Below are 15132 nucleotides of genomic sequence, written 5' to 3'. Positions count from 1 at the left end.
CGCGTGAGTCGCGGGTTCGCGCCGTCAGCGCGATTGCGGCGCGTCAGGCACCGCCGGCTGTATTGGGGCGGGCTTGGCCGGGGCTGGCTGCGCCGGCGCCGTGGCGGGCGCCCGGTCCTGCTGCTGGCGCAAAGTGTCGAGCAGGTTGTCGGCCCCGGTCGGCTGCTTGGCCGGCTGGCCTGCGCCCTGCGGAGCGCCGGTGTCGAGGATCGACTTCGGCGCCTGCGAGCGGTGCGACAGGACGGCGAGCAGCAGACTGGTGGCGAAGAACAGGGCCGCCAGGATGGCGGTGGCCCGCGTCAGGGCGTTGGCTTGGCCGCGGCCGGTCATGAACCCGGCGACGCCGCCGCTGCCCCCGCCGCCGAGCCCGAGGCCGCCCTCGGAGCGCTGGAGCAGCACGACGCCGATCAGTGCGAGCACGATGATGAGGTGGACGACGATCAGGACGGTCTGCATCGGTGTTCCGGACGTGAGCTTCCAGCGACGCGCGTCGATCCCGGAAAGCCGGTCCGCAGGACCGAAGGCGGGCACGCGATAGCCGGCGCCCGGCGGCGCCAGCTCGAAATCTGCGCAGGCCCATACACCACCCGGGCGCCGCCGCCAACTCGGCGGCCGGGCGTTCACGCCCGCGCCACCCGGTCGGGAGCGGCGGCAGAGGCAGGCGGAAAGGTCCTCAGAAGATACGTCGATCGAGACACCCCATGGACATTCCCGGACAAATCCCTGCAGTTTGCATTCGAGCGGCCAGAAGACTTTCGGATCTCCTGCATGTCGATCGCGCGAAAATTCGCCATCCTATCGGCGCTGAATTTGATTCTCGTGGTCCTGTTGCTGGTATCGATTTATCTTTACGAAAATGCGGTCAGGGATATTGATGGATCCAACACGAATCGACTCCGATCCATCCTTCTGGCGAATGAGATCCGCCAGAGTTCGGACGACCTGACGCGGCTCGGTCGAACATACGTCGTCACCGGGGATCCGCGTTACAAGCAGCAGTATCTCGATGTCATCGACATCCGGGCGGGCAAGAAACCGCGGCCCCGGGAGTACTACCGCATCTATTGGGATTATATCTCTGCCGGCTTGCCGAAGCCCCGCCCCGATGATGAAGCCGTCTCGGTCCAGGCCCTGATGACGCGGCTCGGCTTCAGCCAGCAGGAAACCGATGCCCTCGCAGAAGCGGTGCGCAACTCGGACGGACTTGTTCAGCTCGAGGTCGAGGCGATGAATCTCGTGGAGGGGAAGGACGCCGCGGGTCACCCCCTCGCGGCGGTTGACCCGGAGCGGGATCGCATGCGGGCCATCGGGCTGCTTCATTCTCCGGACTATCACGCCTACAAGGCGAAGATCATGAGGCCGCTCGACGACCTCTACGGGTTGATCGAGCACCGGATCGATGCCGCGGTCGCTGCGCTCCAGGCGCGGGCGCGCTTCCTCTTCCTCATCCTGATCGCCGCCCTGGCGGCCAGCGGCGCCGGCGTTTTGACCCTGGCCGGATTCGCCTATCGGGCTCTCCTGAAGGGCTATGCCGGGATCGGAGCCGCGATGGACCGGGTGGCCGCAGGCGATTACGCCGCGCCGGTTCCCGGCCTCGGCCGGAGCGATGAGGTCGGCGCGATGTCCCGCTGCCTCGAAGCCTTCAAGCTGCGCCTGTCCGACGACGCCGCGGCCCGCGCCGCCGCGGCCGAGGCCAGCCGGGAGCGGGAGCGCCGGGCGCAGAACGAGGCCTTGGCCGATGCCTTCGAGGCGGCGATCGGCTCGGTCGTCCGGACCGTCGCCAACTCGGCGGTCGAACTGCGCCAGACGGCCCAATCCATGTCGCGTCTCGCGGAGACGACCACCGGGCGCTCAGGGAATGCCGCACGGGCCGCCGAGGAGGCATCCAGCGCGACGGCTGCCGTCGCGGCGGCAGCCGAGGAACTGGGCGCGTCGGTCAGCGAGATCGCGCGCCGCGCCACGGAGGCCGCCGCCCTGACGCGGGCCAGCAGCACCGAGGCGGAGCATACGGCGGCGCTTATGCGTCATCTGAGCGAGGCGGCGACTCGCGTGAACGATGTCGTGACGATGATCTCCGCGGTCGCCGGCCAGACCAACCTTCTCGCGCTCAACGCAACGATCGAGGCCGCCCGGGCAGGCGATGCCGGGCGCGGTTTCGCGGTCGTCGCCGGTGAGGTGAAGGAATTGGCCAACCAGACCGCCAAGGCCACCGACGAGATCGCGACGCAGATCGGCGGGATCCAAGCGGCGACCCGCGAAGCGGTCACCGCCATCGGTGAACTCACGTCGCGCTTCAACGATCTCGACAGTGTCTCGACGGCCATCGCGGCGTCCGTGGAGCAGCAGGGCGTCACCACGCAGGAGATCGTCCGGAATGTCGGGCAGGCGGCGAGCGGCGCCGATGCGGTCAGCGAGACCGTCGAGGGCGTGGCCAGCCTCGCAGCCGAGACCGGCGCCGCCGCGAACCGTGTCCTGGACATCGCTGCGGGCGTGTCCCGCCAAGTGGATGATCTGAGCGGGGAGGTCGAGCGCCTGCTTGCACGGCTTCGCGCGGCTTGAGGGCGCCGGCCCCACGCCTTCGGACTGCGGCGCACCGGGGACGAGGGAATCTGGCGCGCGCGGAAAGATATGGCGAATTGGAAAAGCCGCGGACGGTTACGGTCTGCGGAATGGTGCGTTAAGACTTCGCACGTTCGACAAAAACAATCGCGACGGCGGCTCATCCCTCGCGCCGCCCCGCGCCGGGAGTTCAAACGCCATGATCATCGCACGCCGTTCGGCGCTCGCCGCTGCCCTCGCTGCGCCGGTTCTTCTCCACACGATGCCGTCCAAGGCCGTTGAGCAGGATGCGGCGGGGCAGGGGGCCGCCGTCGAGGCGCAGGTGGATGCCCTGACCAAGGCCCTGCTCGCCGGCGACGATGCCGCCCTCGACGCGCTGACCCTCGACGGGCTCAGCTACGGCCATTCGAGCGGCCTCGTGCAGGACAAGAAGGCCTTCATCGCGCCGCTGGCCAGCAAGCGCCAGACCTTCCCGAGCATCACCCTCTCGGACCGCTCGGCCTCGGTCGTGGGCGACGACGCGATCGCCCGGCACGTCTTCACCGGCGAGGTGGTGACCGACGGCAAGTCCGCGCCGGTGCATATCGGCGTCCTGCAGGTCTGGCATCGCGATGGGGATCGCTGGCGCCTGCTCGCGCGTCAGGCCTTCAAGATCTGAAGGCAGCCCTCAGTACTTGGCCGGGACGTGCATCTCCGGTGGGATCGGTGCGCGGATATAGTCCGCGTGCCGGACCCGGTCGGGCAGTTGTACGGGCGGATGGTCGACGTCGCCGTAGGGGATCTGCTCCAGCAGGTGGCTGATGCAGTTCAGCCGCGCCCGCTTCTTGTCCACCGCCTCGACCACCCACCAGGGCGCTTCGGATATGTGCGTGCGCGTCAGCATATCCTCCTTGGCGCGGGTGTAGTCCTCCCAGCGCCGGCGGGATTCGACATCCATCGGCGAGAGCTTCCACTGCTTCAGCGGATCGGTGATGCGCAGGTTGAAGCGCAGGGCCTGCTCCTCGTCGGTGATCGAGTACCAGTACTTCAGCAGGATGATGCCGGAGCGGACCAGCATCCGCTCGAACTCGGGCACCGAGCGGAAGAATTCTTCGACGTCCGCCTCGGTGCAGAAGCCCATGACGCGCTCGACGCCGGCGCGGTTGTACCAGGACCGGTCGAACAGCACGATCTCGCCGCCGGCCGGCAGGTGGGCGATGTAGCGCTGGAAGTACCATTGCGTGCGCTCCCGCTCGTTCGGCGCGGGCAAAGCCGCTACCCGGCAGACGCGGGGGTTCAGGCGCTGGGTGATCCGCTTGATCACGCCGCCCTTGCCGGCGGAATCGCGCCCCTCGAACAGGACGACCACGCGCAGCTTCTCGTGCTGTACCCAGTCCTGGAGCCGGACCAGCTCGTGCTGAAGGCGCAGCAATTCCCGGAAGTAGAACCGACGGTCGAGGCCGGATCCCGCGCCGGCGTCGAGGCTATCGAGACGGTCCTCTCCGAACCCGAGCTCGATTTCCTCATCGTAGCTGTCGAGGATCTCGCGGCGGATCGTCTCCAACAGATTGGCGTCGGCTTGGGAATGAGCGTCCGTCATGATCCGAATCGCGGTGGTTGCGCACCGCGACCGTTAAACAGGATCGTGTGACAGCCCCGAGAAGCCTGCCTCCCGCGCTGGCGGCCTCACGCGTAGGCGGCGCAGATCCCGAGGAAATCCTCGGCCACGAGGCTCGCGCCGCCGACCAGCGCGCCGTCGACATTCTCCACCGACAGGAGCTCGCGGGCATTGCCCGGCTTCACGGAGCCGCCGTAGAGGATGCGGATCTTCTGCGCCTCGTCGCCCACGAGCTTGTCGAGCATCTCGCGCAGCGAGGCGTGGACCTCGGCGATGTCGCGCGGGGTGGGTGTCCGGCCGGTGCCGATCGCCCAGACCGGCTCGTAGGCGATCACCGTGTCGGCCGCGGTCGCACCCTTCGGCAGGCCGATGGCGAGCTGGGCGCGGACGATGTCCAGCGCACGGCCCTGCTCGCGCTCCTCGATCGTCTCACCCACGCAGATGATTCCGCACAGGCCGGCCCGCCGGGCGCCGAGCGCCTTGGCGTGGACCCCGTCGTCGGTCTCGTGGTGGTAGGCGCGCCGTTCGGAATGGCCCACGATCACGTACCGGGCGCCGAGATCGGCCAGCATCTCGGCCGAGATCGAGCCCGTGAAGGCGCCGCTCGGCCGGGCATGCAGGTTCTGGCCGCCGATGGCGATGGGCGAGCCGGCCGCCGCGGCCACGCAGGCGCTGATCAGCGTCGCGGGCGGGCAGATCAGCACGTCGATGCGGCTGGCCAATTCCGGGGAAAGCCCGTCGCGGATCGCCTCGACCACCTGGATCGACGCCCGCGTGCCGTTCATCTTCCAGTTGCCGGCGACCAGCGGTCTGCGTCCCGACTGCGTCATTCCCGTCCCCGCCTCGCTGTGCCGTCCGCAAGTTGCCGCGGCCGTACCAGAGGGAGCTTGGGCGTGCAAACCGCGCAGACAGCCGAGCCTTTGCCTGTGGACGCGAATGGTCTATCGCGGTCGCCTTTCAGGTCAAGCGCCGGCCCGGCGACGGGGCGGCCGCCGCAGGTATCCGATCGCACACCATGCTTCAGGGCATCCGCAACGCCAGCCAGCACTGGCTCGGCAAGATCGTCTTGACGATCATCTTCACGCTGCTGATCGCGGGCGTCGGCATCTTCGGCGTGGAAGAGTTCTTCCGCGGCGGCGCCAGCAATCAGGTGGCCAAGGTCGGCAGCACGCCGATCACCACCGAGCAGGTGCGCCAGGCCTATCAGAACCAGATTCAGCGCTATCAGGCGCAGCTGAAACGCGCGCTCACCCCCGATCAGGCCCGGATGCTCGGCCTCGACCGTCAGGTGATGGCCCAGCTGATCACCGAGGCGGCCCTCGATCAGAAGACCCACGACCTCGGCCTGGCCGTGCCGGATTCCGCGGTGATCCGGGCGATCCACGAGGAGAAGAGCTTTCAGAACGCACAAGGACAGTTCGAGCCGCAGCTGTTCTACCAGACCCTGCAGCGGGCGGGCCTGAACGAGGGGATGTTCGTGCGCGAGCAGCGCGCGGTGATCGCGCGCCTGCAACTCGCGGAGGCCGTCTCGTCCGATCTGCACGTGCCGGTGGCCCTGCGCGAGGCCGTCCACCGCTACACCACCGAGCGCCGCGCGGCCGCCTACCTGATGCTGACCCCCTCGACCGCCGGCCAGATCCCGGATCCGACCGAGGACGAGCTGAAGACCTGGTACGAGGCGAACAAGTCCGGTTTCCGCGCGCCTGAATTCCGGTCTGCCAACCTGCTGGTGGTCGATCCGGATTCGATGGCCAAACCCGACGCGATCAGCGATGCTGACGCCCGCGCGGCCTATGCCCTGAACAAGGATAAGTTCGGCAGCCCGGAGAAGCGCACGATCCAGCAGATCGTCTTCCCCGACACCAACGCCGCCGAGGCGGCCCGCAAGGCGATCGAGGACGGCTCCAAGACCTTCGAAGCCGTCGCGACGGAGCGGGGCACCGACGACAAGGACCTCACCCTCGGGACTTTGAGCAAGGCCGAGCTGTTCGACACGGCGGTGGCCGACGCCGCCTTCGCGCTGCCGGAGGGCGGTGTGAGCCAGCCGGTCCAGGGCCGCTTCGGCACGGTGCTGCTGCGCGTGACCAAGATCGAGCCCGGGACCGTGAAGCCGTTCGAGCAGGTGGAGGGCGAGATCCGCAAGGGCCTCGCCCTCGCCCGCGCCCGGGACGCCATGGAGACGACCCGCGACGCCATCGAGGATCAGCGCGCCGGCGCCAAGCCGCTCGCCGACATCGCGGCCGAGCGGGGCCTCAAGCTGATCACCGTGAAGGCGGTCGATCCGAACGGCAAGGATCCCGAGGGCAAGAAGGTCACCGACATCCCGGATGCCGACACCACGCTGCCGGCCCTGTTCCGCGCCGAGATCGGCGGCGACAACGAGCCCCTGCGCACCAAAGCCGGCGGCTACGTCTGGTACGACGTGACCAACATCGATCCCGCGCACGACAAGCCGCTCGATCAGGTGAAGGACGGCGTGAAGGCCGGCTGGACCGCCACCGAGATCGCCAAGCGCCTCCAGGCCAAGGGGCGCGAGCTGGTGGAGAAGATCAACAAGGGCGAGTCCATGGAAGACATCGCTCGGGAGGTCGGCGTCAACCTGCAGGAAGCGCAGGACCTGACACGCAACCAAGCCAAGGACATGCTGACCACCGACGACATCAACCTGATCTTCGCGACGCCGATCGGCAAGGCGGGCACCGCGGCGGCGAACGATTCCCGGGCGGTGTTCAAGGTGACGTCCGCGACCATGCCGGCTTTCGTCGCCGACAGCCCCAGCGACAGGACGATCTCCCAGAACTTCCAGGCCGCGCTCGCCGACGATGTGCTGTCCGAATACATCACCGAGGTTGAGAAGAACGCGGGCGTGAAGGTCGATGCGACGGCCCTGCGCCGGGCCATCGGCGGCGAGTATTGACGCGATGGCCGAGGCTTCCGATTACGCGGCTTTCGCGGGGCGCTACGAGGCTGGTGAGCCGAGCTTCATCGCGCTGAGCCTCGTCGCCGACCTTGAGACGCCGGTCGCGGCCTTCCTCAAGCTGCGCGCGCGGCATGCGGGGCCGGCCTTCCTGCTCGAATCCGTCGAGGGCGGCGCCGTGCGCGGGCGCTACTCGATGATCGGCCTCGATCCGGACCTGATCTGGCGCTGCCGGGACGGCGCGCCCGCGGTCGCCCGCGGGGCTGACCTGAGCCAGTTCGAGCGCGACGACCGGGCGCCGCTCGCGAGCCTGCGCGCCTTGATCGCCGAGAGCGCCATCGGGGACGAAGGCCAGGATCTGCCGCCCATGGCGGCCGGCCTGTTCGGCTATCTCGGCTACGACATGGTCCGCGCCATGGAGCGGCTGCCGGAGCCGAACCCGGATCCGCTCGGCGTGCCGGATGCGATCCTGGTACGGCCACGCGTGATGGTGGTGTTCGACTCCATCCGCGACCTCATCACCGTGGTGACGCCGGTGCGGCCGTCATCGGGCGTCGCTGCGCGGGCGGCCTACGAGGACGCGCTCCAGCGCCTCGACCGGGTGGCGGAAGCGCTCGAAGGGCCGCTGCCGATCGAGGCCCGGGTGGACCTCTCCGCGGTCGCCCATCCCGAGCCGGTCTCCAACACGACGCCGGACGCGTTCTCCGCCATGGTGGCGCGGGCCAAGGAGTACATCGTCGCGGGCGACGTGTTCCAGGTGGTGCTCTCGCAGCGCTTCTCGGCGCCGTTCACCCTGCCGGCCTTCAGCCTGTACCGCTCGCTCCGGCGCACCAACCCGGCGCCGTTCCTCTGCTATCTCGACTTCGAGTCCTTCCAGATCGTCTGTTCGTCGCCGGAGATCCTGGTGCGGGTCCGCGAAGGGACGGTCACGGTGCGCCCGATCGCCGGCACCCGCCGCCGCGGCGCGACGCCGGCCGAGGACGCGGCCCTGGCCGAGGAGCTGCTGGCCGATCCGAAGGAGCGCGCCGAGCACCTGATGCTGCTCGACCTCGGCCGCAACGATGCCGGCCGGGTCTCGCGGATCGGCAGCGTGCGCGTGACGGATTCGTTCTTCATCGAGCGCTACAGCCAGGTGATGCACATCGTGTCGAACGTCGAGGGCGACCTCGATCCGCGCCACGACCCGCTCGACGCCCTGGCGGCGGGGTTCCCGGCCGGGACGGTCTCAGGCGCCCCGAAGGTGCGGGCCATGGAGATCATCGACGAGCTGGAGCGCGAGAAGCGCGGACCCTATGCCGGCTGCATCGGCTATTTCGGTGCGCGGGGCGAGATGGATACCTGCATCGTGCTGCGCACCGCCGTGGTGAAGGACGGGCGGATGCACGTCCAGGCCGGTGCCGGAATCGTGTACGATTCCGATCCGGCCTCCGAGCAGCAGGAATGCGTCAACAAGGCCAAGGCTTTGTTCCGGGCCGCCGAGGAGGCGGTGCGTTTCGCCGCGCAGGCGAAGCGGGGGCAATGATCGGTTTTTCAGGCCGACCCTCGGAAGGATGGTAGCGTTCGGTCCGACACGGCCTTACATGACCTTGCCCTTAGCTGGGCCGGCGGTATCGACTCGGCGAGGGGATCCGCCGGGGCTTCGCAAGAAGCAGACGGGTTTCCGCCGCCCTCCCGGCACCAATTCCCAGCGCAGTCCCTGAACCGAATAGCGAACCGGTTGACGCGCCCTATCGGCGCCGTCACACCGCCACCAACCGGCGGATTGTTTGATGTCCAACGTCCTCGTCATCGACAACTACGATTCCTTCACGTGGAATCTGGTCCATCTGATCGGCCCGCTCTGCGGCGCCGTCGAGGTCGCCCGCAACGACGCGATGACCGTCGAAGAGATCCGCGCCAAGGCGCCGGACGCGATCGTGCTCTCGCCCGGCCCCTGCACGCCCAACGAGGCGGGCATCTGTCTCGACGTGGTGCGCGATCTGTCCGAAGAGATCCCGATCTTCGGCGTCTGCCTCGGCCTTCAGGCGATCGGGCAGGCTTTCGGCGGGGACGTGGTGCGGGCGCCGCTGCCGCTGCACGGCAAGGTCTCGACCATCCGCCATGGCGCGAGCGGCCTGTTCCGCGGCCTCAACGACAGCTTCGAGGCGACGCGCTACCATTCCCTGGTGGTCGACCGCGCGAGCTGCCCACAGGCGCTGAAGGTCACCGCCGAGGCGGATGGCCTGATCATGGGGCTGGAGCATGCCGAGCGTCCGCTCCACGGCGTGCAATTCCATCCGGAGAGCATCCGCTCGCAGCACGGTGCCGTGATCGTGAAGAATTTTCTGGATCTCGCCGCCGCCTGGAACGCGGCGCGTGACAGGACCCGCTCCGACGTGCATTGACCCGAAGGAGGCCGGGGCGGCCCTTCGACAGAGCGCATGGACAGTTTCAGACCCCATCTCGCGAAGGTCGCCGGGGGCCTCGCCCTCGACCGCGCCGAAGCGCGCGCGGCCTTCGACGATCTGCTGTCGGGCGAGGTGACGCCGGTCCAGGCCGGCGCCTTCCTGACCGCCCTCAAGGTGCGCGGCGAGACCGTCGAGGAGATCGTCGGCGCCGCCGAGGCCATGCGGGCGCGTATGACCCGCGTCATGGCCCCGGAGGGGGCGATCGACGTGGTCGGCACCGGCGGCGACCATTCCGGCAGCGTCAACGTCTCGACGCTCGCCGCCGTCCTGGTGGCGGCCTGCGGCGTGCCGGTCGCCAAGCACGGCAACCGCGCCGCGACCTCCCGTTCCGGCGCCGCCGACGTGCTCGCCGCGCTGGGCGTGAAGCTCGGCCTCGACGCCGCGGGTCAGGCCCGCTGCCTGGAGGAGGCCGGCCTGTGCTTCCTGTTCGCGCAGACCCACCACCCGGCGATGCGGCACGTCGCGCCGGTGCGCTCGGAGCTGCCCGTGCGGACGATCTTCAATCTGCTGGGGCCGCTGAGCAATCCGGCCGGCGTCGCCTACCAGCTGTTCGGCGTCGCCCAGGAGGCGCTGGCCGAGCCGCTGACCCGCGTGCTCGCGGAACTCGGCAGCCGCCGGGTCTGGACCGTCCACGGCTCCGACGGGCTCGACGAGATCACCGTCACCGGTCCGACCCGGGTCGTCGCCCTTGAGGATGGCCGGGTCTCCCGCTTCACCATCGACCCGCGGGACCTCGGCTTGACGCTGCGCGCGCCCGAGGAACTGCGCGGTGGCGACCCTGTCGACAACGCCCGGGCGCTCGAGGCGGTCCTCGCCGGCGCGCGCAACGCCTATCGGGACATCGCGGCACTCAACGCGGGCGCGGCACTCGTCGTCGCGGGGGCGGCGCCCTCCCTGGCGGACGGGCTCGCGCGGGCGCAGGATGCGATCGATTCCGGGATGGCCCGGGCGACGCTCGCCCGCCTTGTCCGGGCTTCGAACGACCGCTCCAACGGGCAGGAGGGCCGATGAGCTCGCTGACGCAAGAGCCGATCCACGAGACCGGCGCCGCGGCGCCGCCCGAGCGGCCGAACGTGCTCGCCCGGATCGAAGCCTATAAGCGCCGCGAGATCTCGGAGGCGAAGCTGCGCGTGCCGCTCGCCAAGCTCGAGCGCAAGGTCGCGCAGGCGGATCCGGTGCGCGGCTTCGCGGCGGCGATCCGCGCCCATCTGGCGGAGGGCCGGCCGGCCCTCATCGCCGAGGTGAAGAAAGCCTCGCCCTCGAAGGGCCTGATCCGGGCCGATTTCGACCCCGCCACGCTGGCGGCCGCCTACGAGGCCGGCGGCGCGACCTGCCTGTCGGTGCTGACCGACGAACCCTCGTTCCAGGGGCGGCCGGAATACCTGACCGCGGCCCGCGCCGCCTGCGGGCTGCCGGTCCTGCGCAAGGACTTCATGTTCGAGCCCTATCAGGTCTACGAGGCCCGGGCCTGGGGGGCGGACTGCATCCTCGTCATCATGGCCTGCCTGGACGACGACGAGGCGGTCGCGCTGGTGGAGACGGCGCATCAACTCGGGATGGATGTGCTGGTCGAGATCCACGACGAGGCCGAGCTCGCCCGGGCGATCCCCCTCGGCACCGCGATGATCGGAATCAACAACCGCAACCTCAAGACCTTCGAGGTCTCGTTCGAGACGGCGATCCGCCTCGGCGCCGGCATCCCTTCGGACCGGATCGCGGTGGCCGAGAGCGGCATCGGCGGCCATGCCGACGTGGCCCGCCTCGGGGGGCACGGCCTCGGCGTGGTGCTGGTCGGCGAGAGCCTGATGCGGCAGGCCGACGTGACGGCGGCGACCCGCGCATTGCTGTTCGGCCAGGATGACGGCAAGGCCGGCAAGGCCGGGAAGAAGGGCTGAGCGATGGAGCCCGGCACGACGCTCACGCATCTCGATACCAGCGGCGCGGCCAACATGGTCGACGTCACCGACAAGCCCGCCACCGACCGCACCGCCCGGGCCGAGGGCACCATCGTGATGGAGCCCGGGACCCTGGCGCTCATCCGCGAGGGCGATGCCAAGAAGGGCGACGTGATCGGCACCGCGCGGCTCGCCGGTATCATGGCGGCCAAGCGCACGCACGAATTGATCCCCCTCTGCCACCCGCTGCTGCTCTCCAAGGTCCGGGTCGAGATCGAGCCCGACGACGCGTTGCCGGGCCTGCGCATCGCCGCCGAGGTGCGGGTGCAGGGGCCGACCGGCGTCGAGATGGAGGCGCTGACCGCGGTCTCGGTGGCGTGTCTGACTGTCTACGACATGGTGAAGGCGGTCGACCGCGGCATGCGGATCGAGGGCATCCGGCTCATCGCCAAGGATGGCGGTCGCTCCGGCGCCTACCGGGCTCCTGCGGCATGAGCGGCCTGATCCCGGTCGCCGAGGCGCTGGCGCGGGTCCTGGCGAGCGTGTCCGGCCCGGTTGAGACCGAGACCGTCCCGCTGGCGCAGGCCGCCGGGCGGGTGCTCGCGGCCGACATCGTGGCCACTCGCACGCAGCCCCCGTTCCCGGCCTCGGCCATGGACGGCTATGCGGTCCGCAGCGCCGAGGCGTCCGTCGCGGGGACAAGCCTGCGCGTGATCGGGACGAGCGCGGCCGGCCACGGCTTTGCCGGTGCCATCGGCCCCGGTGAGGCGGTGCGGATCTTCACCGGAGCGCCGGTGCCCGAGGGCGCGGACGCGATCCTGATCCAGGAGGACGCGCAGGCTGAAGGCGCGTCCGTCCGGGTGGTCGAGCCGGTGGAGCCGAAGCGGTTCATCCGCCGGGCCGGGCTCGATTTCACCGCCGGCGAGACGCTGCTCGATGCGGGCCTCACCCTGGATGCGCGGCGCCTCGCGCTCGCGGCGGCGGCCGGCCATCCGCGCCTGCCGGTCCGGCGCCGGCCGCGGGTGGCGATCCTGGCGACGGGGGACGAACTGGTCGAGCCCGGCGCGACGCCGGCCTGGGACCAGATCGTCGCCTCGAACAGCCTCGCCCTCGGGGCGCTCGCCGCCGAGGCGGGGGCGGAGATCATCGATCTCGGCATCGCGGCGGACGATCACGCCGCCCTGGCGGATGCGTTCCGACGCGCCCGCGAGGCCCGGGCCGATCTGCTGGTGACGCTCGGCGGCGCGTCGGTCGGCGACCATGATCTCGTGCAGGCGGCGCTGGCCCGCGAAGGCCTCGAACTCGGCTTCTGGCGGGTGGCGCTCCGGCCCGGCAAGCCGCTGATGCACGGCCGCCTCGGCGACATGCTGGTGATCGGGCTGCCGGGGAATCCGGTCTCGTCCATCGTCTGCGGGCTGCTGTTCGTGGTGCCGGCGATCCGCGCGCTTCAGGGCGATCCTCAGGCCGGCGCCGACCGCAGCGAGCCCGCGGTGCTCGGCCGCGATCTCGCGGCCAATGACGGGCGGGCCGACTACATGCGCGCGCGGCTGACCGTGGAGCCGGGACGGCTGCCCGTGGCGACGCCGGAGCAGCGCCAGGATTCCTCGATGCTGGCGGTCCTGGGGCAGGCCGAGGCGCTGCTGATCCGCGCGCCGCACGAGGCCGCTGCCCGGGCCGGCGATCCCTGCCGGATCATCCGGCTCGATCGGCGCCTGCTCTGAGCGGGGCAGGGACGACCCGCCACACCTTGAGCGGTCCGGGCAGGTCCAGAGGAACCAGCCGGTCGGATCGCGCCGCGCCCTCGGCGAGCCGGGTGGCGAAGGCCGGCTCCGCCTGAAGGTCTTCGGCCGGCCGGGCCGGGCAGGCGACGAGATAGCGGATTCCGGATTCCGTCAGCACCCGCTCCAGATCCGCTTGCGTGCCGCCCAGCCCTTCGATGGCCGCTTCGAGACCGGGGATGGCCCGGTGATACGGCGCCGCCACGATATCGTGCCGCGTGTGCAGCAGGATCGCCGGCCCCATGAAGATCGGCGCCAGCACGGTACCGGGCGGCAGGGTGTCGAGCGGCGTCAGCGCCTCCTGGCTGCGGCAGGCGATCGCGCCTGCGGGATCGGGCGCCGTCCGCGTGGCGGGCGCCAGCGTGCCTGCGACGACGGCGGGCACCATCCAGAGCGTGCTGACGAGGCATCCGCCGAGGAGCGCGACGCCCCAGCGGGGCAGGTCGCCGCGGCGCTCGGGCTCGGTCCGGAGCGCGCCGTCGAGGATGGCACCCGCGACCAGCGGCACGAAGCCTGACGCGATGTAGAGGCCGCGGAACTGGAACAGGCCGAGGATCAGGCCGGGCCAGAGGAGGACGGCCATGATCGCCCAGGCGCGCCGCTGCGGCCCGCGCCACGCCATCCAGGTTGCGGCGGCGGTGGCGAGCAGCACCACCGGATAGAAGACCAGGGCTTCCCACTGCCCCCGGGCGATGAATTTCGGGAGCGAGGCCATCTCGTTCACCGTCAGCAGCCAACGGTCCCGCACCAGGGGCGGCATGTCGGGGAACGGCCCGCCCAGGCAGACCGGGAAGGCGAGGGCGAAGCCCGCGAGCAGGATCATCCCTGAGAGGCCGGCGAGTGCGAAACGGGCCGGGATCGCGGCGAGGCGCTCCCCGGCCGCGGCGGCGCAGACGGCGAGGAGCAGGCCGCCGAGGGCGAGCCACAGCCAGGGCGGCGAGAGCGCATCGCAGCGCGTCACGGTCCAGAGCCCGGGCGCCGTCTGCGCGGCGAACAGAACCGGCGCGGTGGCCCCAAGCCCGAGGCCGAAGCCGACCAGCAGTGGGCGCGCGGGACGGCCGCGCAGGCACCAATCTCCGACGAGGAACATGGCCGCCACGGCGATGGAGGGCAGTCCCTCCAGTCCGACCGCGAGGGAGAGGGCTGCCAGCCCGCCTCCGATCAGGCCGCACCGGTATCCGCCCCGGATCATGCAGAAGGCGAGGCCGACGATCGCGAGGATCTGGATGTTGTGATGATCGACGCGCCCGGCCGAGAACTGGATGGTCACCCCGAAGGTCTGCGGCGCCGCGATGAGGGCGAGCAGAGCGGCGCGGCTGCCGAAACTGGCGCGGGCGCCGCGATAGAGCAGGCTGCAGAACAGCCCGAACAGCAGCATCGGCCACAGGACGGCCGCCATCCCTTCCGCGAGGCTCCGGCCGGCCAGCGGTGTCAGGGCCAGGATCAGGCCGGCGATCGGCGCATCGACCAGGCGCGACCAGTGGCTCGGCACCCCCGCGGGCGCGAGGAAACGATGCTGGACGTTGTCGTACCAGCCCTGGCCGGCGAGGAGATCGCGCACCTCGACCAGACGCATGGCGTCGTCGGTGTCCGGCACGCGCAGGTGATGGACCGTCGCCCACAGGTCGGCGGGCGGCACCATCGTGGCGACGCTGAGACCGGCGAGCGCCCACAAGAGAGTGCGGGGCTCGACCCGAGTTGTCGGCCGTGAGGTCGGCCGGGCGGTCGGCTGTGCCGGAGCGGGCATGGTGCGTGACTGAGACGGGCGGCCGGGCCCCCGTGCGCGACGTTGCGCCGACAGGCTTAACGCCCCGTCAAGACTCGGCGCATCCAGGGGCTCGCATACCGCCGGTCGACCCGGGAGCGCTCGGGAACAGCCATATTCCCGTCCGGAAATTGGAATCCGCCAGCGCGATACACCTGTATCGCCAGCGATTCC

Annotated in this window: 13 protein-coding genes; 9 read left to right on the top strand and 4 right to left on the bottom strand. The window is 70.4% G+C overall.

What is annotated here, in order from left to right:
* Window positions 1-24: 24 nt before the first annotated feature.
* A complete protein-coding gene (gene secG, locus FVE89_RS13885) occupies window positions 25-456 on the bottom strand; it encodes a preprotein translocase subunit SecG (protein WP_160534525.1) in 432 nt (143 codons plus the stop codon).
* On the opposite strand from secG, the gene FVE89_RS13880 reads away from it, so the two are divergent.
* Both FVE89_RS13880 and FVE89_RS13875 read left to right on the top strand, forming a co-directional pair.
* Window positions 430-2559, top strand: a complete 2130-nt coding sequence (locus tag FVE89_RS13880) for a methyl-accepting chemotaxis protein (RefSeq protein WP_348644691.1) — start codon at window positions 430-432, stop codon at window positions 2557-2559. The genes secG and FVE89_RS13880 overlap by 27 nt on opposite strands.
* Window positions 2560-2758: 199 nt before the next feature.
* A complete protein-coding gene (locus FVE89_RS13875) occupies window positions 2759-3217 on the top strand; it encodes a nuclear transport factor 2 family protein (protein WP_160534524.1) in 459 nt (152 codons plus the stop codon).
* Window positions 3218-3226: 9 nt separating this feature from the next.
* Here the strand turns inward: FVE89_RS13875 and ppk2 are convergent, their stop codons facing one another.
* Window positions 3227-4138, bottom strand: a complete 912-nt coding sequence (gene ppk2 / locus FVE89_RS13870; protein ID WP_160534523.1) for a polyphosphate kinase 2 — start codon at window positions 4136-4138, stop codon at window positions 3227-3229.
* Window positions 4139-4224: 86 nt separating this feature from the next.
* On the bottom strand, window positions 4225-4986 hold the full coding sequence (gene tpiA, locus FVE89_RS13865) for a triose-phosphate isomerase (RefSeq protein WP_160534522.1): 762 nt from the start codon (window positions 4984-4986) through the stop codon (window positions 4225-4227).
* Window positions 4987-5171: 185 nt separating this feature from the next.
* Here tpiA and FVE89_RS13860 point away from each other — a divergent pair, with 185 nt between their 5' ends.
* From FVE89_RS13860 to glp, 7 genes are all read left to right on the top strand, one after another.
* A complete protein-coding gene (locus tag FVE89_RS13860) occupies window positions 5172-7073 on the top strand; it encodes a peptidylprolyl isomerase (protein WP_160534521.1) in 1902 nt (633 codons plus the stop codon).
* Between the two features lie 4 nt (window positions 7074-7077).
* Window positions 7078-8595, top strand: a complete 1518-nt coding sequence (trpE, locus tag FVE89_RS13855) for an anthranilate synthase component I (RefSeq protein WP_160534520.1) — start codon at window positions 7078-7080, stop codon at window positions 8593-8595.
* A 247-nt stretch (window positions 8596-8842) separates the two neighbouring features.
* Complete coding sequence (locus FVE89_RS13850) at window positions 8843-9457, top strand: aminodeoxychorismate/anthranilate synthase component II (RefSeq protein WP_160534519.1); 615 nt, start codon at window positions 8843-8845, stop codon at window positions 9455-9457.
* 36 nt (window positions 9458-9493) lie between these two features.
* The gene (trpD, locus tag FVE89_RS13845) at window positions 9494-10531 is read left to right on the top strand and encodes an anthranilate phosphoribosyltransferase (RefSeq protein WP_160534518.1); all 1038 of its coding nucleotides are present in this window, start codon (window positions 9494-9496) and stop codon (window positions 10529-10531) included.
* Window positions 10528-11415 carry an indole-3-glycerol phosphate synthase TrpC gene (gene trpC / locus FVE89_RS13840; protein ID WP_160534517.1) on the top strand — a complete coding sequence of 296 codons (888 nt, stop codon included), beginning with the start codon at window positions 10528-10530 and terminating at the stop codon, window positions 11413-11415. Before trpD ends, trpC begins: the two co-directional genes overlap by 4 nt.
* Window positions 11416-11418: 3 nt before the next feature.
* Window positions 11419-11910, top strand: coding sequence for a cyclic pyranopterin monophosphate synthase MoaC (gene moaC, locus FVE89_RS13835; protein ID WP_160534516.1), 492 nt, complete (start codon window positions 11419-11421; stop codon window positions 11908-11910).
* Complete coding sequence (gene glp, locus FVE89_RS13830; protein WP_160534515.1) at window positions 11907-13136, top strand: gephyrin-like molybdotransferase Glp; 1230 nt, start codon at window positions 11907-11909, stop codon at window positions 13134-13136. Before moaC ends, glp begins: the two co-directional genes overlap by 4 nt.
* Here glp and FVE89_RS13825 read toward each other — a convergent pair.
* Window positions 13108-14868: a hypothetical protein gene (locus FVE89_RS13825; RefSeq protein ID WP_246730740.1), complete on the bottom strand. Its 1761-nt coding sequence runs from the start codon at window positions 14866-14868 to the stop codon at window positions 13108-13110. The two genes, glp and FVE89_RS13825, sit on opposite strands and share 29 nt — an antisense overlap.
* Between the last annotated feature and the right edge of the window lie 264 nt (window positions 14869-15132).

Source organism: Methylobacterium sp. 2A (assembly GCF_009806555.1).
Classification (GTDB): Bacteria; Pseudomonadota; Alphaproteobacteria; order Rhizobiales; family Beijerinckiaceae; genus Methylobacterium.
The sequence above is the reverse complement of the archived record's forward strand: the minus strand, read 5'-3'. Positions and strand labels throughout refer to the sequence as shown.

What these genes read in the sequence shown, in the direction of transcription:
- secG (WP_160534525.1), bottom strand. Translation starts at nt 456, where the DNA reads ATGCAGACCGTCCTGATCGTCGTCCACCTCATCATCGTGCTCGCACTG.
- FVE89_RS13875 (WP_160534524.1), top strand. Translation starts at nt 2,759, where the DNA reads ATGATCATCGCACGCCGTTCGGCGCTCGCCGCTGCCCTCGCTGCGCCG.
- ppk2 (WP_160534523.1), bottom strand. Translation starts at nt 4,138, where the DNA reads ATGACGGACGCTCATTCCCAAGCCGACGCCAATCTGTTGGAGACGATC.
- tpiA (WP_160534522.1), bottom strand. Translation starts at nt 4,986, where the DNA reads ATGACGCAGTCGGGACGCAGACCGCTGGTCGCCGGCAACTGGAAGATG.
- FVE89_RS13860 (WP_160534521.1), top strand. Translation starts at nt 5,172, where the DNA reads ATGCTTCAGGGCATCCGCAACGCCAGCCAGCACTGGCTCGGCAAGATC.
- trpE (WP_160534520.1), top strand. Translation starts at nt 7,078, where the DNA reads ATGGCCGAGGCTTCCGATTACGCGGCTTTCGCGGGGCGCTACGAGGCT.
- FVE89_RS13850 (WP_160534519.1), top strand. Translation starts at nt 8,843, where the DNA reads ATGTCCAACGTCCTCGTCATCGACAACTACGATTCCTTCACGTGGAAT.
- trpD (WP_160534518.1), top strand. Translation starts at nt 9,494, where the DNA reads ATGGACAGTTTCAGACCCCATCTCGCGAAGGTCGCCGGGGGCCTCGCC.
- trpC (WP_160534517.1), top strand. Translation starts at nt 10,528, where the DNA reads ATGAGCTCGCTGACGCAAGAGCCGATCCACGAGACCGGCGCCGCGGCG.
- moaC (WP_160534516.1), top strand. Translation starts at nt 11,419, where the DNA reads ATGGAGCCCGGCACGACGCTCACGCATCTCGATACCAGCGGCGCGGCC.
- glp (WP_160534515.1), top strand. Translation starts at nt 11,907, where the DNA reads ATGAGCGGCCTGATCCCGGTCGCCGAGGCGCTGGCGCGGGTCCTGGCG.